Source organism: Streptomyces sp. XY431, from assembly GCF_001279805.1.
Lineage (GTDB): Bacteria > Actinomycetota > Actinomycetes > Streptomycetales > Streptomycetaceae > Kitasatospora > Kitasatospora purpeofusca.
The window spans coordinates 1-21,660 of record NZ_LGDO01000490.1; the positions used below are offsets into that span (position 1 = coordinate 1).

General features: G+C 75.6%; 15 protein-coding genes. 11 read left to right on the forward strand and 4 right to left on the reverse strand.

Annotated elements, in window-relative coordinates:
• On the reverse strand, positions 1–999 hold a 999-nt coding region (locus ADK60_RS47915), incomplete at its 3' end, for a ferritin-like domain-containing protein (protein ID WP_053650714.1).
• Between the two features lie 297 nt (positions 1,000–1,296).
• On the opposite strand from ADK60_RS47915, the gene rimP reads away from it, so the two are divergent.
• From rimP to ADK60_RS33645, 10 genes are all read left to right on the forward strand, one after another.
• Positions 1,297–1,827, forward strand: coding sequence for a ribosome maturation factor RimP (gene rimP, locus ADK60_RS33595; RefSeq protein WP_045940965.1), 531 nt, complete (start codon positions 1,297–1,299; stop codon positions 1,825–1,827).
• Positions 1,828–1,884: 57 nt separating this feature from the next.
• Positions 1,885–2,886 carry a transcription termination factor NusA gene (gene nusA / locus ADK60_RS33600; RefSeq protein WP_030397733.1) on the forward strand — a complete coding sequence of 334 codons (1,002 nt, stop codon included), beginning with the start codon at positions 1,885–1,887 and terminating at the stop codon, positions 2,884–2,886.
• A 126-nt stretch (positions 2,887–3,012) separates the two neighbouring features.
• A complete protein-coding gene (locus tag ADK60_RS33605; RefSeq protein ID WP_045940966.1) occupies positions 3,013–3,258 on the forward strand; it encodes a YlxR family protein in 246 nt (81 codons plus the stop codon).
• Between the two features lie 211 nt (positions 3,259–3,469).
• Complete coding sequence (gene infB, locus ADK60_RS42635) at positions 3,470–6,655, forward strand: translation initiation factor IF-2 (RefSeq protein ID WP_079008909.1); 3,186 nt, start codon at positions 3,470–3,472, stop codon at positions 6,653–6,655.
• A 136-nt stretch (positions 6,656–6,791) separates the two neighbouring features.
• The gene (locus ADK60_RS33620; RefSeq protein ID WP_045940973.1) at positions 6,792–7,088 is read left to right on the forward strand and encodes a DUF503 domain-containing protein; all 297 of its coding nucleotides are present in this window, start codon (positions 6,792–6,794) and stop codon (positions 7,086–7,088) included.
• 153 nt (positions 7,089–7,241) lie between these two features.
• Positions 7,242–7,685, forward strand: coding sequence for a 30S ribosome-binding factor RbfA (rbfA, locus tag ADK60_RS33625; protein ID WP_045940974.1), 444 nt, complete (start codon positions 7,242–7,244; stop codon positions 7,683–7,685).
• Between the two features lie 2 nt (positions 7,686–7,687).
• Complete coding sequence (locus tag ADK60_RS33630) at positions 7,688–8,800, forward strand: DHH family phosphoesterase (RefSeq protein WP_079008910.1); 1,113 nt, start codon at positions 7,688–7,690, stop codon at positions 8,798–8,800.
• Between the two features lie 127 nt (positions 8,801–8,927).
• Positions 8,928–9,857 carry a tRNA pseudouridine(55) synthase TruB gene (gene truB / locus ADK60_RS33635; protein ID WP_045940975.1) on the forward strand — a complete coding sequence of 310 codons (930 nt, stop codon included), beginning with the start codon at positions 8,928–8,930 and terminating at the stop codon, positions 9,855–9,857.
• A 223-nt stretch (positions 9,858–10,080) separates the two neighbouring features.
• The gene (locus ADK60_RS33640; protein WP_053650717.1) at positions 10,081–13,845 is read left to right on the forward strand and encodes a hypothetical protein; all 3,765 of its coding nucleotides are present in this window, start codon (positions 10,081–10,083) and stop codon (positions 13,843–13,845) included.
• 65 nt (positions 13,846–13,910) lie between these two features.
• Positions 13,911–14,855 (forward strand): bifunctional riboflavin kinase/FAD synthetase, encoded by a 945-nt coding sequence (locus tag ADK60_RS33645; protein ID WP_079008911.1) that lies wholly within the window; start codon positions 13,911–13,913, stop codon positions 14,853–14,855.
• 82 nt (positions 14,856–14,937) lie between these two features.
• Here ADK60_RS33645 and ADK60_RS33650 read toward each other — a convergent pair whose 3' ends face one another.
• The 3 genes from ADK60_RS33650 to eccE form a co-directional block, all read right to left on the reverse strand.
• Entirely contained in the window at positions 14,938–17,271 is a 2,334-nt protein-coding gene (locus tag ADK60_RS33650; protein WP_053650718.1) for a MinD/ParA family ATP-binding protein, read from the reverse strand.
• A 173-nt stretch (positions 17,272–17,444) separates the two neighbouring features.
• Complete coding sequence (locus ADK60_RS33655) at positions 17,445–18,218, reverse strand: hypothetical protein (protein WP_078896700.1); 774 nt, start codon at positions 18,216–18,218, stop codon at positions 17,445–17,447.
• The gene (gene eccE, locus ADK60_RS33660; RefSeq protein ID WP_079008912.1) at positions 18,218–19,615 is read right to left on the reverse strand and encodes a type VII secretion protein EccE; all 1,398 of its coding nucleotides are present in this window, start codon (positions 19,613–19,615) and stop codon (positions 18,218–18,220) included. Before eccE ends, ADK60_RS33655 begins: the two co-directional genes overlap by 1 nt.
• A gap of 169 nt (positions 19,616–19,784) precedes the next feature.
• On the opposite strand from eccE, the gene ADK60_RS33665 reads away from it, so the two are divergent.
• The gene (locus ADK60_RS33665) at positions 19,785–21,473 is read left to right on the forward strand and encodes a type VII secretion protein EccB (protein ID WP_053650719.1); all 1,689 of its coding nucleotides are present in this window, start codon (positions 19,785–19,787) and stop codon (positions 21,471–21,473) included.
• Positions 21,474–21,660: the final 187 nt, after the last annotated feature.

Below are 21,660 nucleotides of genomic sequence, written 5' to 3' on the forward strand. Positions count from 1 at the left end.
GGGGAAGGCGGTGGGGGCGGCGCCCCACTGGTGGGCGCGGAGGGCGGATTCGCGCAGGGCGTCGGCGGCCAGCGGTCGCTGGGGGGTGGGGACGGCGGCGACCAGGTCGGCGTAGACGGTGGCCAGGCGGGTTTCCAGGTGGGCGGCGAGGCGGCCGGCGGAGGCCGCGTCGGTGACCGGGAAGGGGAGCCGGTAGCCGGCGGCCGCCGGGTCGGGGGTGGCGCCGCCGCCGGCGAGGAGGCGCTGCCAGGCGTCGCGGCGGGCCTGGTGGGCGGCCAGGGCGGTACGGGCCGCGGTGCGCTGCCCGTCGTCGGAGAGGCGGGCACCGACCACGCCGTAGCCGTAGACGGCGGCGTGCTCGGCGCCGAGGGCGTCCTGGAAGGGGGCGGCCGCGCCGCCGGCGGACGGGGACGCGGACGCGGAGGTGGAGGCGGACGGCGACGCGGAGGCGGACGGTGCCGGGGCGGCGGCAGCGGCCGGGGCGGCGTCGCCGAGGGCCACGGCGTGCAGGACGCCGGCCGCGGAGACCGAGGCCAGCAGGCGGGCCAGTGGCGGGGAGGCGGCGCCCAGGTCGGCCAGCCGGGCCTGGGCGGTCTGGCGTTCGAGGGAGGCCAGCGCGGCGGTGGTGGGTGCGGCGGCGGCCGCGGTGGACGCGGTGGCGCCGGGGGTGGTGCCGGAAGCGGTGGCGCCCGGGGTGCCGGTGCCGGTGGAGGGCGTCGGCGCGGGGGTGGCGGTGTCCAGGGCCGCGCGGTGGCGGGCGACGTCCTCGCGCAGCGGCTGGAGCTGGGGGGCCTGCGGGAGCAGGGCGTCGTAGGCGGCCAGCAGGGCGTCGGTGGCGTCGAGGGCGCGCCGGCGGACCGGCTCGTCGGGGTCGGGCCGCCGGTGGTCCCCGGCCGGGCGGCCCGGGTCCTGGGGGTGCGTGTCGGTGCAGGCGGTCAGCGCTCCGCCGACGAGGAGCAGCCCGAGGGCCAGGAAGGTCCGGCGGCTGCGCGGCTGCATGGGTGTCACTCCGGGGCGGGTACGGGAGGACGGCCTGCCCTCGCTGGCGTGAATGATTACAGAATCCTCACCTGTGTGGGCGTGGATTGCCCTCCCGGCGGGCGCGGGCGGCCCGTGTGAGCTTGCTCGCACCGGGCCGGGCGGGGGTGGCGCTGCCGGGGGCGGAATCGGTGGTTGGGCGGTTCACCGGCTAGGCTTTGGGCCGAGCTGCCGCGACCCGGCCGCGCGCCGGAACGGCGCCGGTGGGTGCGGTGCGACCTTCCGACAACAGCAGACGCGGCCGAGGAGTCCACCCGGATGAGCACCACCCACATCGACCGGCTGCGTGCGTTGCTGGAGCCGCTGGCCGCGCAGTCGGGCCTGGACCTGGAGGACGTCAAGGTCACCCAGGCGGGCAGCCGCCGCCAGGTGCAGATCGACGTGGACGCCGACGGCGGCGTGGACCTGGACACCGTTGCCGAGTTCAGCCGGCTGGTCGGCGAGGCCCTGGACGAGTCGGACGTGATGGGTTCCGGCGCCTACGTGCTGGAGGTCGGTTCGCCGGGTGCGGAGCGTCCGCTGGACCTGCCCCGGCACTGGATCCGCGCCGAGGGCCGGCTGGCCAAGATCCACCTGGTCGACGGCGGGGAGATCGTCGCCCGGGTGCTGTCGGCCGACGAGGACGGCGCCCTGGTCGAGGTGCAGCCGGTCAAGGGCCGCGGCCGGGCCAAGGAGCGCCGACTGGAGTACGCCGAGGTCGCCCGTGCTCGCGTCCAGGTGGAGTTCAACCGCAAGGACGACGAGCAGCTCGACGAGCTGCTCGAAGAGGGGGACGACGGTGCGGAGTGACGACCTGCGCACCGACCGCACCATGAAGAACGTGACGAAAGACGAGGAGGCGTAGCCGTGGACATCGACATGAGTGCCCTGCGCACGCTGGTCAGCGAGAAGAACATCCCCTTCGGCCTCGTGGTCGAGTCGATCGAGTCGGCCCTCCTCACCGCGTACCACCGCACCGAGGGCTCGCGCCGCCGCGCCCGGGTCGAGCTGGACCGCCAGTCCGGCCATGTGACGGTCTGGGCCACCGAGGACGCGTCGGAGCTGGACGAGGGCGTCGAGCCGAAGGAGTTCGACGACACCCCGAGCGGCTTCGGCCGGATCGCCTCCAGCATCGGCATGCAGGTCATGATGCAGCGGCTGCGCGACGCCGCCGACGACCAGACCTTCGGCGAGTACGCGGGCAAGGAGGGCGACATCGTCACCGGTGTCGTCCAGCAGGGCAACGACCCGAAGAACGTGCTGGTCGACATCGGCAAGCTGGAGGCCATCCTGCCGCCGCAGGAGCAGGTCCCGGGCGAGGACTACCGCCACGGCACCCGGCTGAAGTGCTACGTCGTGGCCGTGCGCCGGGGTGTCCGCGGGGCGTCGGTGACGCTGTCGCGCACCCACCCCAACCTGGTCCGGAAGCTGTTCGCGCTGGAGGTCCCGGAGATCGCGGACGGCAGTGTGGAGATCGCTGCGATCGCCCGTGAGGCCGGCCACCGGACGAAGATCGCGGTCTGGTCGCGCCGCCAGGGGCTGAACGCCAAGGGCGCCTGCATCGGCCCGATGGGTGCCCGGGTGCGCGCGGTGATGGGCGAGCTGCACGGCGAGAAGATCGACATCGTCGACTGGTCGGAGGACCCGCGCGAGATGGTCGCCGCGGCGCTGTCCCCCGCTCGGGTGACGAGTGTGGAGATCGTCGACCTGGCGCAGCGCTCCGCACGGGTGATCGTGCCGGACTACCAGCTGTCGCTGGCGATCGGCAAGGAAGGGCAGAACGCCCGTCTGGCCGCCCGTCTGACGGGCTGGCGGATCGACATCCGACCGGACACCGAGGGCGCCGAGCCGGAGTCCCCGGCCGAGTAGTCGTTGTTGTCGGAGCCCCCCGCCGTTCCCCCCGGAATCGGCGGGGCGGCGCCATGTCCCTCCGGAGGGGTAGACTTGCCTTCGTCTGGCCGGACGCATGTCCGAGCACGCCCGGAACGCACCTGCGTGGGCTGCCGCAAGCGCGCGGCCAAGCACCAGCTGTTGCGTGTCACGGCGGTCGAGGGCGTCTGCGTCCCTGATCCACGTGGCGCACTGCCGGGCCGGGGAGCGCATCTGCATCCCGAACCGGCCTGTCTCGACCTCGCGGTCCGCCGACGGGCGTTCCCCCGGGCCTTCCGGCTCCAGGGCGCGCTCGACACCGAGCGGCTCCGTGAGTTCATCGAGGAGCGGGTGAGCGACAGCTCCCCGTGACAGCGCGCCGCTCGCGCGGCGGAGAACCACCGCAACAAGCACGGCGCACGGGCAGCCGTACGTCGTGCCACCAGTCAGGTACCTCGCGATGTGGAAGTAGGTCGAGATTGCGATGAGCACTCGATGAGTACGCGATGAGTACGCGATGGGTACGCCCATGAAGTAGCGACAGTCCGGCGGACGAGACCCCCGGACTCAAGACAGGAGTGAAGTGGCTAAGGTCCGGGTTTACGAGCTCGCCAAGGAGCTTGGTTTGGAGAGCAAGGCCGTCATGGCCAAGCTCACCGAGCTGGGCGAGTTCGTCCGTTCGGCGTCCTCGACGATCGAGGCGCCGGTCGTGCGCAAGTTGACTGACGCGCTTGGCGTTGCCCCCACCGGTGGTGGCTCTGCTGCCAAGCCGGGCCCGCGGAAGCCCGCGGCGCCCCAGCCCTCGGCCGGTTCGGCCGCGGGCGCACCCAAGCCGGGTGCACCGACCCCGGGTCCGCGCCCCAGCGCGACCCCCGGTCCCCGTCCGACCCCTGCGGCCGCGGCCCCCGCGGCTCCGGCCGCGCCCGCCGCCGCGTCCAAGCCGGCCGGTGCTCCGGCACCGGGCCCGCGCCCGGCGCCGCGTCCCGCGGCTGCGGCCCCGGCCGCTCCGGCGGCCGAGTTCTCCTCGCCGGCCCCCGTGTCCGGTGAGACCGAGGCTCCGCGCCCGGCCACCCAGGCCCCGCGCTCCGCCGGCGGCCCCGCCGCCGGTGCTCCCGCCGCCGGCAGTGGCGCCCGTCCGGGCCCGCGTCCGGCCGGTCCGCGTCCGGGCAACAACCCGTTCACCTCGGGCAGTGCCACCGGTATGGCCCGCCCCGGCGACCGTCGTCCCGGCGCGCCGGGCGCGCGTCCGGGTGCTCCGGCCGGCCAGGGCGGCGACCGTCCCCGTCCGGGTGGCGACCGTCCGCGTCCGGGTGGTCAGGGTGCTCCGGGTGCCGGTGCTCCCCGTCCGGGTGGCGACCGTCCCCGTCCCGGTGGCGACCGTCCGCGTCCGGGTGGTCAGGGTGCTCCGGGTGCCGGTGCTCCCCGTCCGGGTGGCGACCGTCCCCGTCCCGGTGGCCAGGGTGCCCCGGGTGCCGGTGGTCCCGGTGCCGGTGCTCCGCGTCCCGACGGCATGCCCCGTCCGGCCGGCCCGCGTCCGACCCCGTCGGGCATGCCGCGTCCGAACCCGGGCATGATGCCGCAGCGTCCGGCCGGTCCGGGCCCGCGTCCCGGCCCCGGTGGCCGTGGTCCGGGTGGCCCCGGTGGCCGTCCGGGTGGTCCGGGTGCCGGTGGCGCCCGTCCGGGCTTCCAGGGCCGTCCGGCCGGTCCGGGCTCGCGTCCGGCCGGTGGCGGCTTCGGCGGCCCCCGTCCCGGTGGCGGTGCCCCGGGCGGCGGCGGTGGCTTCGGTCCGCGTCCGGGTGGCTTCGGCGGCCGTCCCGGTGGCCCGGGTGCCCGTGGTGGCACGCAGGGTGCCTTCGGCCGTGGCCCCGGTGGCCGTCCGGCCCGTGGTCGCAAGTCGAAGCGGGCGAAGCGCCAGGAGTACGAGGCCATGCAGGCCCCGTCCGTCGGCGGTGTGATGCTGCCTCGCGGCAACGGCCAGACCGTTCGCCTGTCGAGCGGCGCCTCGCTGATGGACTTCGCGGAGAAGATCAACGCCAACCCGGCCGCGCTCGTCTCCGTCATGTTCAACCTCGGTGAGATGGTCACTGCGACGCAGTCGGTCTCCGACGCGACGCTGCAGCTGCTGGCCGACGAGATGGGCTTCCAGCTCGAGATCGTCAGCCGGGACGACGAGGACCGCGAGCTGCTGGAGTCGTTCGACATCGACTTCGGTGCCAACGAGGGCGACGAGGACCAGCTGGCCCCGCGCCCGCCGGTCGTCACCGTCATGGGTCACGTCGACCACGGTAAGACCCGCCTGCTGGACGCCATCCGCAAGTCCAACGTGGTGGCCGGCGAGGCCGGTGGCATCACCCAGCACATCGGTGCGTACCAGGTGGTCACCGAGGTGAACGGCGAGCAGCGCCCGATCACCTTCCTCGACACCCCGGGTCACGAGGCGTTCTCCGCCATGCGTGCCCGTGGTGCCAAGTCCACCGACATCGCGATCCTGGTGGTCGCGGCCAACGACGGTGTCATGCCGCAGACGGTCGAGGCGCTCAACCACGCCAAGGCCGCGGGTGTGCCGATCGTGGTCGCCGTCAACAAGATCGACGTCGAGGGTGCCGACCCGACCAAGGTCCGCGGTCAGCTGACCGAGTTCGGTCTGGTGGCCGAGGAGTACGGCGGCGACACCATGTTCGTCGACATCTCCGCGCGCCAGGGCCTCAACATCGAGCAGCTGCTGGAGGCCGTGGTCCTGACCGCGGACGCCTCGCTCGACCTGCGGGCCAACCCCGAGCAGGACGCGCAGGGTATCGCCATCGAGGCCCACCTCGACAAGGGCCGCGGTGCCATGGCGACCGTCCTCGTGCAGCGCGGTACCCTCCGCGTCGGCGACTCGATCGTGGTCGGCGACGCCTACGGCCGCGTCCGCGCGATGCTGGACGAGAACGGCAACAGCCTCGCCGAGGCCGGCCCGTCCCGCCCGGTGCTGCTGCTCGGTCTGACCTCGGTGCCCCGCGCCGGCGACAGCTTCATCGTCGTCGACGAGGACCGCACCGCCCGTCAGATCGCCGAGAAGCGCTCGGCCCGCGACCGCAACGCCGCCTTCGCGCAGCGTCGGGTCCGGGTGTCCCTGGAGGACCTGGACAAGGCCATCGCCGCCGGCTCCATCGAGCAGCTCAACCTCATCATCAAGGGTGACGTCTCCGGTTCGGTGGAAGCCCTCGAGGACGCCCTCGTCAAGCTGGACGTGGGCGAGGAGGTCGAGCTCCGGGTCCTGCACCGCGGTGTGGGTGCCATCACCGAGTCCGACGTGGACCTGGCGATGGGCTCGGACGCCATCATCATCGGCTTCAACGTGCGCGCCGAAGGCCGTGCGCGCGCTGCGGCCGACAAGGAAGGCGTGGACGTCCGGTACTACTCGGTCATCTACCAGGCGATCGAGGAGATCGAGAACGCCCTCAAGGGCAAGCTCAAGCCGGAGTACGAGGAGGTGCGCCTCGGCGCCGCGGAGATCCGCGAGGTCTTCCGCTCCTCCAAGTTCGGCAACATCGCCGGTGTCCTGGTCCGCGACGGCATCCTCCGCCGCAACGCCAAGGCCCGCCTGCTGCGCGACGGCAAGGTCGTGGCGGAGAGCCTCACCATCGAGGGTCTGCGTCGCTTCAAGGACGACGCGACCGAGGTCCGCGAGGGCTTCGAGGCCGGTGTGACCCTGGGGTCGTTCAACGACATCAAGGTCGACGACGTCATCGAGACCTACGAGATGCGCGAGAAGCCGCGCGCGTAAGCGAGTGGCTGCCGGGGCCGGTCGACGGGTGGTATTTCCGTCGACCGGCCCCGGTCCTGCTGTGTAGGGTCCGGGGAGCGGTCCCGTTCGGGAACCGCTCCCCGAGGCCTTCCAGGTCGGCTCTGACCTGTCACACATGTTCGTGGGAACACTCACCTTCGACCTGCTGCTGGGCGACGTCCACTCGCTCAAGGAGAAGCGGTCGATCGTGCGGCCCGTCGTGGCCGAACTGCAGCGCAAGTACAGCGTGTGCGCTGCCGAGACCGGGAACCAGGATCTGCACCGCCGGGCCGAGATCGGCCTCGCGGTGGTGTCCGGCGAAGCCGGGTACATCACCGAGATCCTGGACAGCTGTGAGCGGTTTGTCGCCGGCCGCCCCGAGGTTCAGCTGCTCTCCGCCAGGAGGCGCTACCACAACGACGACGACGAATGAGAACTGTGGACGCGGACGGCGCGAGTCGCCGTTCTCACACAGATCAGGACCGAGAGCGCCCACAAGGCTGGGCGCGGGCCGGTACTTTGGGGCATGGGCCCCGATGGGCGCGCAGCACGCCCGAGTACTCGGCCCACTGCACGAGGAGGCAACGTGACCGACACCGCAAGGGCGCGCAAGCTCGCCGACCGCATCCAGGTGGTCGTCGCCCAGACCCTGGAGCGCCGGATCAAGGACCCGCGACTCGGGTTCGTGACCATCACGGACGCCCGGGTGACGGGGGACCTGCGCGAGGCCACCGTCTTCTACACGGTCTTCGGCGACGACACCGAGCGTGAGGCCACGGCCGCCGCGCTGGAGAGCGCCAAGGGCGTGCTCCGCTCCGAGGTCGGCAAGCAGACCGGGGTGCGCTTCACCCCGACGCTGACCTTCGTCGCGGACGCCCTGCCGGAGAACGCCAGGAACATCGACGACCTGCTCGACCGGGCCAGGGCCATCGACGCCGCGGTGCGCACCAGCGCCGCGGGCGCGGCCTTCGCCGGCGACGCGGACCCGTACAAGGTTCCGGCGTCCGAGCGTGACGACGAGGACGAGTAGTCATGGCGGGTGAGCCGGCGGCGGCCGGTTCGGCAGCCGGTACCGGTTCGACCACGGGGGCATCCTCCACCGAGATGGTGGAGGGTGCCCTCGCGGTGCTTCCGGGGCCGCGCGCCGAGGAGAGCGGATTCGAGCTGCTGTGGCAGCAGGTGGTCGCCGAGATCGGCCGGGCCCGCTCGATCGACCTGATCTGCCACATCTGCCCGGACGGCGACGCGCTCGGCTCCGCGCTGGCGGCCGGGCTGGCCCTGAAGGGCCTCGGCAAGGAGGTCCGGGTCTCCTTCGGCGACGATCCGCAGATCGTCCCCGAGTCGCTGGCCTTCCTGCCCGGCCAGGAGCTGATCGTGCCGGCCTCGGCGGTGCCCGACACCCCCGAGCTGGTGCTCTGCTTCGACGTCGCCGCGGAGAGCCGGCTGGGCCTGCTGCACGACAAGGCCTTCGCGGCCCCGGTGCTGGTCGTCCTCGACCACCACGCCTCCAACCCCGGCTTCGGCACCCACCAGCTGATCGACCCGGACGCCCCGGCGACCGCCGTGCTGGTGGACGAGCTGCTGCGCCGGCTGGGCGTCGAACTGGACCAGTCCCTGGCCACCTGCCTGTACACCGGTGTCGCGACCGACACCGGCTCGTTCCGGTACCGGGCGACCACGCCCGCCACCCACGAGCTGGCCGGGCGGCTGCTGGCCACCGGCATCCGGCACGACCTCATCTCGCGGCAGCTGTGGGACACCTCCTCCTTCGGCTACCTCAAGGTGCTGGCCGGCGCGCTCGACCGGGCCGTCTACGAGCCGGAGGCGGCGGAGGGCCTCGGTCTGGTGTGGACCTGGGTGCCGTACCAGGAGCTGGTGCTGTTCAGCGTGACCGTCGAGGAGATCGAGGGCCTGATCGACATCCTGCGCCGCCCGGCCGAGGCCGAGGTGGCGCTGGTGCTCAAGCAGGACCCGGACGGCACCCTGCGCGGCTCCTCCCGTTCCAAGGGTGCGGTGGACGTCGCGGCCGCCTGTGCGGAGCTGGGCGGCGGCGGCCACGTCTACGCCGCCGGGTTCTCCGCCCGGGAGGACGTCGACGTGGTGGTGCAGCGGTTCCGCGCCGCGTTGCGGGCCCGCCGGGACTGATCCGCCGGCGCCTCCGCCGCCCGCCGCCGGCTGCCAGCCGTGCTGCGTGGTCGGCGGGGCCGTGCGGTCGGTAGGTTGGCAGCCTGTGGTTGATCGTTTTGTGCAGGGCTTTGACAGAAAGAACTTGATGAAGCGCAAAGGCACCGGTCCGGACGGCCTGGTCATCGTCGACAAGCCGGAGGGCATCACCTCGCACGGGGTGGTCGCGAAGCTGCGGTGGCTGGCCGGGACGCGGAAGGTCGGCCATGCCGGCACCCTCGACCCGATGGCCACCGGCGTACTGGTGATCGGGGTCGAGCGGGCCACCCGGCTGCTCGGCCATCTGATGCTCACCGCCAAGACCTACGAGGCGACCGTCCGGCTCGGCCAGACCACCGTCACCGACGACCGGGAGGGCGAGGTCACCGCCTCGACCCCGGCCGACGGGGTGACCGGGGAGGCCATCGCCGCCGGAGTCGCGGCGCTCACCGGCGAGATCATGCAGGTGCCGTCCAAGGTCAGTGCGATCAAGATCGACGGCAAGCGCTCCTACGCCCGGGTGCGCGAGGGCGAGGACTTCGAGCTGGCCGCCCGCCCGACCACCGTCCACTCCTTCACCGTGCACGAGCGGCGCGCCGCGGTCGCGGAGGACGGCACGCCGGTGGTCGACCTGGACGTCACCGTGGAGTGCTCCTCCGGCACCTACATCCGGGCGCTGGCCCGGGACCTCGGCGCCGGGCTCGGCGTCGGCGGGCACCTCACCGCGCTGCGGCGCACCAGGGTCGGGCCGTACGGGGTGGAGTCGGCGCACACCCTGGAGCAGCTGGAGGCCTCGGTGACCGGCGAGGCGGCCACCGGGCTGGAGGTGCTGCCGATCGCCGCCGCGGCGGCGGCCGCCTTCCCGCGCTGGGACCTCGACGCCGACCAGGCGAAGCAGCTGTCCCACGGCGCCCGGCTGAAGGCCCCGGGGATGGGCGTGGACGGGCCGATCGCGGTGTTCGGCCCGGACGGCACCTTCCTGGCGCTGGTGGAGGAGCAGGCCGGCCAGGCCCGGCCGGTCGCCGTCTTCGTCGGCTGAACCGGGGCTGAACCGGGGCTGAACCGGCGCGGTACCGGTGCGGTACCGGGCGTCGTCGGGGGGAAGTTCACCCGCGCGGGGGAGCGCACGAGGTGAACCGCGGTCGTGAACGGCGTGGGCGCGGTCGGTCCGCGCCCACGCCGGGCAGGCTCCCCCGCGGCGCGCAGGTCGCCGCGACGCGTCCACTCCAGGGCCGGCCGGCCCTGCGGGGAGGGCTGCGGGCATGCCGGGACTGCTGGGCTTCAGGGGCTTGCCGGGGGAGGACGACGGCACGGCGGCGGGCGACCCCGGCCGTCGGCTGCTGCGGATCCACGACCGGGACGGCCGGCCGCGGGGGCTGGGCTTCGTGCTCGACCCGCTGGGCACCGTCCTCACCGCGCACGAGACGGTCGCCGGACTCGACGGGATCGTCCTGCACCTCTTCGGGGGCCAGACCAGGGTCCTGGGCCCGGAACACGTGCGGCCGCTGCCCGGGCAGGGGCTGGCCCTGCTGCACACCCACACCGTCGGCGGGCTGCCCGTGCCGCCGCTGCCCGTCGGCCCGCCGCCGGCGGCCGGGGACGGCGGTGTGCTGCTGGTGCCCGTCCCGGTCCGGGGCGAGGGGCGCGCGGACGGGCGGACGGTACTGCTGCGCTGCGGCCTCGCGGCGACCACCGGGGCGGTGTACCCGCAGGCCGACCGCTTCCACCTGATCGACGGTGTGCTGCAGCTCGACGTGCCCTCGGCGGCCGACGCGGCGGTGGTCCCGGCCGGGGCGCCGGTGCTGGACGCCGCCGGCGGCACGGTGGTGGCCGTGGTCGCGCCCGGCCTGCGGACCCCGGGGCGGCCGGGGCCGCCCACCGCCGTTCCGGTGACCGCCGTCGGAGTGGACGTGCCGGAACTCGCCGAGGCGCTGGCGCGCAACGCGGCCGGGGTGCCCGCGTACGGGAGCGCGCTCAATCTGGCGGGGGTGCTGCGGCTGGCCGCCGCCCAGCTGGCCGCGGCGGGGGCCGGGCCGGACCGGGTCGCCGCGCTGGCGGCCGACCGGGTGGACCGGCCGGACGGGCTCGCGGAGTGGGCCGACCTGCTGGTGGACGGCGGTCCCTCCGGCGGTGACGGCCCGGCGGAGGCCGGGGTGGTGGCGCTGGTGGGGGCGGCCGGTACGGGCCGCAGCACCGAGGCGGCGGCCGTCGCCGTACGCCGCGGGGACGGCGAGAGCCCCCGGCCCACGGTGTGGCTGCGCGGGGCGGACCTCGGGCCGGGGGACGCCTCCCTCGCCGACGCGGTGGAGCGGGCCCTGGGGTCGGCCTCGGCGGAGCTGGGGGTGCCGGCACCGCCCGGCCCCGGGGCGGTGGCCGCGCTCTGTGCGGCGGCCGGGCGGCCGCTGCTGGTGGTGCTGGACGGTCCCGAGGAGTCGCCGGTGCCGCTGGACGCCGACTGGCTGCGGGCCTCGGCGTACTGGCTGGCGGCGGGCGGGGCCCGGCTGCTGACCGCCTGCGGGGAGGAGGCCTGGGAGCGGCTGGCGCCGGGCGGGGCCGAGGGCGAGTTCCTGGTGCCGGTCGGAATGCCGCTCGGAACGCCGGTCGGACCGTCGCCCGGAACGCCGCTCGGCTCGTCGGCCGGCGGGCCGGGGCGCGGTGCGGGCGCCGTCCGGGTGGTGGTGCGGCGCCTGGGGTCGCTGCCCGCCGAGGCGGCGGAGCGGGTGCGGCGGCGGTACGGGGTGCCGCCCGGCTGGCCGGCCGCGGAGGACGCCCGGCACCCGTTGGCGGTCCGGCTGGCCGGGGAGCTGTGGGCGGAGGGGCTGCGCGGGGAACCGGTGGGCCGCACCGGGCTGTTCGCCGCCCATCTCGACCTGTGCTGCCTGCGGGTGGCCCAGCGGCTCGCCGAGGACGGTCGCCCCCGGCGGCCGGGCGCCCACCGCCGGGGCGCCGTCCGGCCCGCCGGGGTGTCCGCCGGGCGGGTGCGCCGGACGGCGGCGGCGGTGGCCGGCCGGGTGCACGAGGCGGCGCGGCGGATGCTGGGCGCCGAGCAGGGCGCGCTGCCCCGGGCCGTGTTCGAGGAACTGTTCCCGGTGGCGGGCGGCTGGGCGACAGCGGTGCTGGCGGAAAGGCTGTTCGTACCGGCCGGCCCCGGTTACCGCTTCGCGCACGGGGAGTTCGCCGACTGGCTGCAGGGCCTGCACCTGGACCTGGACGCGGCGCTGCGGCTGCTGCTCGGCGAGGCCGAGGACACTCCCCCCGGGCCCGGCGGGGGTCCGCCCGTGGGCGTCCGGACCGTGCCGCGGCACCGGATCGGCCCGGTGGTCGCGGCGCTGCGGCGGGTCGGTACCGCCTGGGGCGCCCCGGCGCTGGATCCGTGGCTGCACCGGATCTGGCGGGCCGTGGACCTGCGCCCCGCCGGAAGCGAACCCGGCTGGTGGGCCGGGCGGTTGCTGGTCGCCGGGCTGGCCGCCGGTCAGGACCTCGCCGAACACCGGCCGCTGCTGGAGCAGTTGGCCGAGCGGATCGTCGAACGGGCGGCCGCCGCAGGCGGGTTCGAGCGCCTTCCGGCGGAGGGGCTGGGCCGGTTCGGGCCGTCCTTCTGGTCCGGTCTCGGGCTGCCGGCGGAGGACGAACTCGCGCTGTTCCGGCGGCTGGTGGCCGCCGACGGGCCGGACCGGCCGTTCCTCGCCGCGGTGGCCGGCCGGCTGCGCGCCGATCCGCCGGGGGTGCTGCCGCTGCTGTGCGGGTGGTTCGACGATCCGCGCGGCCTGCCGGCCCGGCCCGGAAGCACCGTCGCCGACCTCGCGCAGGACCTGCTGTTCGCCCACCGGGCCCTGGCCCTGGACGAGTTGACCGAGGTGCTGGCCGGAGCCGCGCACCCGAGGGCGGACGCGCTGCTCGCCGTACTGGCGGTCGAGGAGCCCTCGGCGCTCTGCCGGGCGGTCGACCGCTGGAGCCACGACCCCCGGCCCGAACGCCATGTGGCCGCCGCGGTGCACGCGCTGCACGCCGCCCCGTACGCCCGCGGCGCCGGGCCGGAGCTGCTGCGGTTCACCGCGCTGGCCCTGCTGGCCAGGGAGGAGGAGCCGGCCCTGCACGGCGCCGCGCTCGCCCTGCTGCTGCGGGAGCCGGGGAGCCGGGCCGTCCATCTGCCGGCGGCGCTGGCCGTGTACCGGGGCGGCGAGGACCGCTTCCTGACCGCGCGGGCGCTGGCCCCGGCGCTGGAGAGCGACCCGGAGCCGGTGCTGGCCGCGCTGGCCGACCGCCTGGGCGGGCCCGGGGCGGCGGCGCGGCCGGGCGCGCCGGTGGCCGGGACGCTGCGGGTGCTGGCGGACGCCCGGGCGCCGCTGGCCGCCCGGCGGGGTGCCGAGTTCGCCGCCCGGCTGCTGCGCGAGCGGCCGGAACTGGCCGGTCCGGTCGCCGTCGACTATCTGGGCCGTCGGCTGGCGCGCGGCGCGGTCGAGGGCGCCGTCGCCCGGCTGGAACTGCGGGTGCTGCTGAGCGGCGCCCTGGCGGCCCGCGCGGCGGCGGTCCGGCGGCCGTTCGCCGAGGTGCTGTCCCGCCCGGTGCCCGACCCGGTGGCGGATGCGCTGCGCTGCGAGCTGCTGGACACCCTGCTGGCCACCGAGAGGGACCCGGAGGTGCTGGCCGCCGCCCTCGCGGGGCTGGCCGAGCACTGCGCGGCGGAGCGGCCGGCCCGGGCCCGGGCGGTGGTGGTCAGGGCGGCGGCCGCGCTGCCGGGCGCGGACGGGCTGCTGGTGCGCTGCGCCGGCCGGTCGGCGGCGTTCGCCGCGCTGCTGGCGCGCTGGCCGGAGGACGAGCGGCCGGCCCGGCCGGTAGGGCCGCGGCTGGACCGGCTGCGCGCCCTGGTCGCGGCCGGCCGGGACCCGCAGTACGCGGCCGCGGAGGCCGAGCGGGCCGGCGGCGCCGGGGCCGCCCGGCCGCCGGGCGGGGGAGCCCGGTACCCGGCGGTTCGGCCAACCTGCCTTCCGGTGCCGAACTCCGGACAGGCGCATGGCACGCTATAGGGGTTCGGGTTTTGAGCGTTTGAGCGTACAGAAGGTACGCGCCGTAGGGAACAAGGAGCGGTCAGGTGCAGCGCTGGCGTGGCCTGGAGGAGATCCCCGCTGACTGGGGACGCAGCGTCGTCACCATCGGCTCGTTCGACGGGGTGCACCGCGGACACCAGCTGATCATCAACCGGGTGGTCGAGCGCGCCCGTGAGCGGGGGGTGCGCTCGGTGGTGGTCACCTTCGACCCGCACCCCAGCGAGGTGGTCCGCCCGGGGACCCACCCGCCGCTGCTCGCCCCGCAGCCGCGCCGGGCGGAGCTGATCGAGGAGCTCGGCGTCGACGCCGTGCTGGTGCTGCCGTTCACCACCGAGTTCTCCAAGGAGTCGCCGGAGGAGTTCTTCCGGCAGGTGCTGGTGGACGCGCTGCACGCCTGTCTGGTGGTCGAGGGGCCGAACTTCCGCTTCGGCCACCGCGCGGCCGGGAACGTCGCCCTGCTGGCCGAGCTGGGCCGGGCGGCGGACTGCGGCGTCGAGGTGGTCGACCTCCAGGTGCGCGGCACCGTCGGGGACGGCGAGCCGTTCTCCTCGACCCTGACCCGCCGGCTGGTGGCGTCCGGCGACGTGGCCGGGGCGGCGGAGGTGCTGGGCCGCCCGCACCGGGTGGAGGGCGAGGTGGTGCGGGGCGCGCAGCGCGGCCGCGAGATGGGCTACCCGACCGCCAATGTGGACACCGTGCCGCACAGCGCCGTCCCGGCCGACGGCGTGTACGCGGGCTGGCTGACGGCTGACGGCGAGAGGATGCCGGCCGCGATCTCGGTGGGCACCAACCCGACCTTCGACAACACCGCGCGCACCGTCGAGGCGTACGCCATCGACCGGGTCGGCCTGGACCTCTACGGGCTGCACGTGGCGGTGGAGTTCCTGGTGTACCTGCGCGGGATGGAGAAGTTCGACTCCATCGAGGCGCTGCTGGACCGGATGGCCGACGACGTGAAGCGGGCCCGGGAGCTGACGGACGTCGGCTGACCGCCGCGCCGGAGCATGCGCGAGGGCCCGTCGACCATGGAGGTCGGCGGGCCCTCGGCGTTCGTCGTCGCTGTTGTTGCTGCTACTGCTGCTGCGCGGGCGGCGGCGGGTAGCCGTAGCCGGGCGGCGGCTGGTGGCCCTCCTCGGGCTGGGGGTGGCCGTAGCCACCGCCGGCCGGCGGGGCGGGCGGCTGCTGCCACTCGGGCGCCGGCGGCTGCGGCGGGGCGCTCTGCTGCGGCGGGTAGCCGTAGCCCGGCGGGGGCGGCGGGACCTGCCCGGGCTGCGGCGTCCACGGCGTGCCGGGCGCGGGCTGCGGGGCGTGCTGGCCGGGCTGCGGCGGCTGGGCGTACGGGTACGGCTGGCCGTACGGGGGCTGGCCCTGCGGTCCGGGCTGGGGCTGCGGGTAGCCCGGTGCCGGGGGCTGCGGCTGGGCGGGCTGCGGCTGGACCTGCTGCTGCCAGCCGGTCTGCTGGGCGGCCTGCTGGGCCCGGACGATGTCCTCGCCGACCAGGGTGGCCAGCTCGAAGTAGGCCTCGCGGACCTTGGGCCGCATCATGTCGAGGTTGACCTCGGCGCCGGCCGCCAGGCTCTCGTCGAACGGCACCACGACCACGCCGCGGCAGCGGGTCTGGAAGTGCGCGACGATGTCCTCGACCTTGATCATCTTGGCGGTCTCGCGGACCCCGGAGACCACCGTGATCGACCGCTGCACCAGGTCGGCGTAACCGTGCGCGGAGAGCCAGTCCAGGGTGGTGGAGGCGGACGAGGCGCCGTCCACGCTGGGCGTGGAGACGATGATCAGCTGATCGGCGAGGTCCAGCACCCCGCGCATCGCGCTGTACAGCAGACCGGTGCCGGAGTCGGTCAGGATGATCGGGTACTGGCGGCCCAGCACGTCGATGACCTGGCGGTAGTCCGAGTCGTTGAAGGTGGTCGACACGGCCGGGTCGACGTCGTTCGCCAGGATCTCCAGACCGGAGTGGAGGTCCTGGGAGGTGAACTGACGGATGTCCATGTAGCTGCGCAGGTGCGGGATGGCCGTCACCAGGTCGCGGATGGTCGCGCCGGTCTGCCGCTTGACCCGGCGGCCGAGCGTGCCGGCGTCCGGGTTGGCGTCGATCGCGATCACCTTGTCCTGGCGCTCGCTGGCCAGGGTGGCGCCCAGGGCGGTGGTGGTCGTGGTCTTGCCGACGCCGCCCTTGAGGCTGATCACCGCGATCCGGTAGCAGCTGAGCACCGGCGTGCGGATGATCTCCAGCCGGCGGGCCTTCTCGGCGGCCGCGGCCTTGCCGCCGAACTGGAACCGCGGCTGCTGCCGCTGCTGCTTCGGCTGGCTGCGCAGCAGCCGGTCCGAGGACAGCTCGACGGCGGCGGTGTAGCCGAGCGGCGCGCCGTGCGCGGTCTGCTGCGGGGCACCGGCCTGCTGGAACGCGGCGGGCGCGGTCGGCGGCTGGCCCCACTGCGGGGCGTTCGGCTGGGGCTGCGCGGGCTGCTGGTAGGCGGCGGGCTGCGGCCAGCCGCCGGCGCGCGGGTCGGCGCCGGCGGGCGGCGAGGCCGGTCCGGGCTGCGGCTGTGGCTGTGGCTGCGGCTGCGGCTGCTGGGGCTGGGCCTGCTGCGGCGCGGCCTGCTGGGGCTGGCCGGGGTGGGGCTGGGGCTGGCCGGCCTGGGCCTGCTGGGCGGCCGCCCACGCGGCGGCCTGCGGGTCCTGCGCGAAGGGCTGGGGGTCCGGCGGGAAGGCCTGCGGCTCCTGGGCGAACGGCTGGGGCTGGCCCGGTGCCGCTGCGAAGGGCTGCTGCGGAGCGGCCGGGTACGGCTGGGGCGCCGGGGCGGCGGCCGGCGGCTGGGCGGGGCCGGGCTGCGCGGCGGCGGCGGCGGACGGGTCGGCCGGCGGCCAGCCGGGCAGGGGGGCCGGGGCGGGTGCGGGGGCCGGTGCCGGGGCGGTCGGCGGCACCGCGAAGGGCTCGGCGGGGGCCCCCCGGACCGGAGCCGGTGCCGGGGCCGGGGGCCGGGCCCGGGCTGCCCCCCGGGCGGCAGCCTCGCCCGGCTGCGGCTGCGGCTGCGGCTGCGGGTACGTCGAGGGCTGCACCGGCGCCTGGGGCTGCGACGGCGCGAGCGGCTGCGCGTGCGGCTGGGCCGCGACCTGCGGCGCCACGGCGTCCGGCGCGGGAACGGGTGCAGGGGCCGGGGCGGGCGCAGGTACGGCCGCGGCCGCAGGCGCGGGGGCGGGCACCGCCGCCGGTGCGGCTGCACCGTCCGGCGTCGGCGTCACCCCGACACCCGGCGCGGCCGCCGGAGCACCCGCGGCGTCCGTCTGCACGTACCAGGACGGGGGAGTGTAGTCGGGCGCGTCGGACCAGTCGTCGTCGTCCTCCGCCGCGTTGTCGCCGACGTAGACGCCGTCCCGATCGCTGCTCACCTAGGGCTCCCTCGTGTTCGCCGCCGCAAGTTCGCGGTGCCGTTGCCGTCCCACAGCCTAGGCCGTGAGCCACCCCCGGCTGAAGGCGGTGTCTCATCTCCGACCGGGCCGCACACGGGCCGCACACAGGCCCCGACCGGGTCCCAACCTGGTCCCGACCGGACCCCCGCGGGTCAGTCGAGCCGGCGCGGGCCGCCCAGGACCTGCCGTTCGGCCTGCCCGGTGACCACCCGGACGTACTGACGGCTCATCCGGGTCGTCCACAGCGTCAGGTCGTCCGGGAGCGACGGCAGGGCGGCGGTCTCGGCCGGTCCGAGCGAGAGCACCCGGCCGATCAGCTCGGCCTCCTCCGGCATCACCCGCTGCACCCCGACCAGGTCGGCCGCGTTGAGCACCCGGGAGGCGTTCGGCCCCAGGTGCGGCACCACCGTCAGGACCGTCTGCCAGGGCGTGGCGGAGAGCCGGCTGCGCGGCGGGCGGGCACCGAGGTCGCGCACCACGAGCACCGGCGAGGTGACCGAGGCGCCCTGCGGGCCGAGCCGGCCGGGCTGGTGGACCGTCACGCACGGCTGTCCGCCGCCGGCGGCCTGCGCCATCGGCCCCCAGAGGTGGCCGCGGGCGGTCTCGACGGCGATCCGCGCGCCGGTGGCGGCCGCCCGCAGCGCGATGACCTGCGCCGTCCAGAGGCCGCCGACCAGCACCAGGTCGTAGGAGCTGGGCCGGAACAGGCCGAGCACGGCGGGTCGGGCGCGGTGCACGTCCTCGCCGATCAGCACGCCGTCGTCGCCGACCGGGAAGGACAGCGCGTCGAGCTCGGCGAGGGTGAGCACGTGCTTCTCCCGGCGCGGTCCGCGCAGCCCGAAGCCGGGCAGCAGCCGGCGCCCGGTCCGGGGCGGCGGCTCCGCGCCGGCCCGTGGGGCGGGGGCGGGATAGGACTGCTGCGTCATCAGGACGCACCTCCCAGCGGCAGGGTGGCGAGCACGCCGGGCGCCTGCTCCAGGTCGAGCCGGACCAGGCCGAGCCCGGCGCTCTGGGCCCGGGCCTCCAGCTGTCGGCCGAGTTCGACGGCCTCGCTCTCGCTGCGCCCGGTGACCCGGACGTGGCCGCTGAGGGTGACCGAGCCGCCGGTGCCGTGACCGGCGGTCAGGCTGAAGGTGCTCGCCAGCGCGGGCGCGCCGGTGACCAGGTTCACCAGGTCGGGGACGGCGATCCGGCCGGGGGCGCCGCCGGGGCGGCCCAGCTGCGGCCAGCGGGAGATCCAGTAGGTGCTGTGCCAGCGGTCGTCGACCCGCCAGAACCGGTTGGTCTCCTGGGTGCGCCGTCCGCTGCCGCCGCCGCTGCCGGTGCCCTGCCGGACCGCCGTGGCCAGCGGGTTGACGCAGGTGGAGATGGCGAGGGCGGCGATCAGCTCGCGCTCGTCGAGCACGGTGACGTCGAACCCGGCGCTGTTCAGCCGCCCGGCCAGCTGGTCGGTGACCCGCTGGAGCGCCTTGCGGGCGCCCGCCTCGCCGCCGCCCCGGGCGCGCACCGCGGTGGCGGCCCGCTCAGGGTCGAGCTTGAGCGCGACCCAGGTGAGCCGCAGCGCGGGGGTGGCGGTGCCGTCGGCGAGCTCCCGGTAGGCGCGGGCGGCCAGCGATTGCTCGGGCAGGTGCGGCGCGGGCGCCGGCTGGGTGTGCTGGACGAGCTGGACCGACTCCAGGGCGATGTCGTCGACCCGCAGCGCCGAGCAGACCACGTCCAGCGGCAGCGGCCGGGCGGTGCGGTCCGGACGCAGCGGCAGGTCCTTGGCCTGGACGAGCAGGACGGCGCTGAGGAAGGTGCCGTCGCCGACCATGCCGGTCTCCCGGCGCACCGGGCGGCCGCCGAGGTCGGCCTCGGTCGCGTGGGTGCAGGTGCGCAGCGCGGGTTCGAGTTCCAGGGCGGGCGCGAGCGCCGGGTCGGTGCCGGGCGGCGGGAGGTGGGCGCGGGCCCGCTTGCGGCGGGCCTTGAGCGCGGCGCGCACCCGCAGCGCCTCGGGGAGGGTGCGGCCGCGCAGCGGCACCAGCGCCAGCGCGACCAGGGCGAGGGCGACCGCGCCGAAGCCGGCGGCGACCGGCCTGCTGATCGTCCAGCCGACCGCGACCAGGGCCACCGCGACCTCGACCAGCACGAGTTGCTGGAGCCTCAGCCGGCTGCCGAGCAGCCCGGGCCGGGGGTGGACGCGGACCGCGACGGGCCCCTGGGGTCCGTCGGCGCGTCCCGGGGCCGGGGAGCCCGCGGTGTCGGTCCCGTCGCGCCGCGCGGAGCGGCGCGAACCACTGCCCCGTGACGTGCTCCGGCGCCCCGGAACGGTCTGGTTCGGCATCCCCCGAGTGCCCCTCTCTGGTCGGTTGTCGCGGCCCGGCTGGCCGGTGCGTGAACCGTACCCGTACCGTACTCACCGTCTGCTGCCGCATCGTAGAGGGTTCGAGCCCGTTCTCGCCCGGGGGGTGGCAGGCCACGGGGAGCAGGGTCCGACAGGGGAGACGACGAGCATGGCATCGCGCCGGGACGAGCTGAACGCCTACACCTTCGCCCGCAAGCGCACGGTCGGGGCCTTTCTGCTGCCCGGCGGCGGGGGGAGCGACGAGGACGCGCCGCGTCCGGTGAAGGCGATCCTGCCGAGCGTGGTGGTGGGGGCGCTGGTGATCGGCGGCTTCGGCCTGTGGGGGGTGTTCAAGCCGAGCGCGCCGGTGGGTTGGGACGAGGGCAAGTACATCGTCCAGGGCAAGCAGAGCACCACCCGCTACGTGGTGCTGGTCGACCCGGACGGGAAGACCAAGCGGCTGCACCAGGTGCTGAACATGGCCTCGGCGCGGCTGGTGCTGCCGGTCGACAGCAAGGTGGTGGTGGTCGACGACGGCGTGCTCGACCGCTATCCCAACCACGGCCCGACGATCGGCATCCCGTACGCGCCGGACAAGCTGCCGAGCAAGGAGAACGCGAGCCGGCCGATGAAGTGGTCGGTCTGCGACCGGCCGGGCGACGAGCAGGGGAGCACCGTCGACCAGGCGGTGTTCGTGGCGGGCGGCGCCGACGCGGACGTGCTCGGGGCGAAGGACCGGATGCTGGACGTCGGCCAGGCGCTGCTGGTGCAGCAGGCGGACGACCCCCAGGTGACCGCCTCCGGTCCGGCCGCGGGCCAGGGGAAGCTGCGGGTGTTCCTGGTGGACAGCAAGGGCCGCCGGCACGCGATCGGCGGACCGGAGGACTCCGACACCACCCGCTCGCAGCTGATGTGGGCCGTCTTCGGGTCGACGGCCGTCCCGCAGAAGGTGAAGAAGGACTGGCTGGACACCCTGGCGCCGGGCAGTGACATCGTCTTCCCGCGGATCGACGGGCTGGTCCCGGACACCAGGACGGCCAACTCCTCGGTGCCGCTGCAGAACCCGGAGGACCGCAAGGTCGGCCGGCTGGTGCGGTTCGGCGAGAAGTACTACGTGGTGGGGAAGAGCCAGCTGCTGCTGGTCAGCCAGTTCCAGGCGGAGCTCGTCCGGCAGAACCCGCTGCTTCAGCCGCTGTACAACCAGGACGCCAACAAGAGCCCGCGGATCGACGACCTCACCCCGGCCGAGCACGCCACCGTCAACAGCAGTGTGCCGCTGATGGCCGAGGGCGCCGCGGACTGGCCCACCCGGACGGGCGCGCCGGCCAACTCCTGGCAGGCGCCGAAGGACGCCCGGGCGGTGGTCTGCAGCACCTTCGACGGGGTCGCGGAGGACGGCCGGACGCCGCGGCGCAGCGTCTGGGCCGGGACCGAGTACCCGGTGCGGTACGGCAACGGCACGTCGACCGCGCACGTGACCCCGGGTCACGGCCTGTTCTACCGCGCGCTGGACAACGCAACGGACGGCTCCGGCACGGACTTCCTCATCACCGAGACCGGTCTGCGCTACGCGGTGCCGGCCAGCAGCGAGGGCGGCAAGGGCGGCCAGACCACGCCCCCCGCCCAGCCCGGCCAGCCGTCCGTCCCGGCGCCCGCCCAGCCCGGCGCGGCGAAGGGGCCGTCCGGACAGCCGGCCACCCCGTCCGGCCCGCCGCAGCCCGAGGAGCTGGGCGGCAACCAGGCCCGGCTGGGCTACCAGGGGCTGCAGCCGGCGCCGGTGCCGCAGCAGTGGTCGAACCTGGTGCCGGTCGGCCCGGCGCTCAACGCCAGGAGTGCGGCCCAGCAGCAGAACGCCTAGCACAGCGCGGCGGCCTTCCCGGGCCTCCCACCGCTGCTTGCAAAGGAATTGGCCACGATGTCATGGCTTGGTAACCGACCGTCGCCCGGTGTTGGGCGAGCTGCGTGTGCCGACTACAGTGCTGCAGGACATCACACCGGTGGTGCCCGGGGGGCCGGAAACGATCCCTCCGGACTCAAGGTCTGTC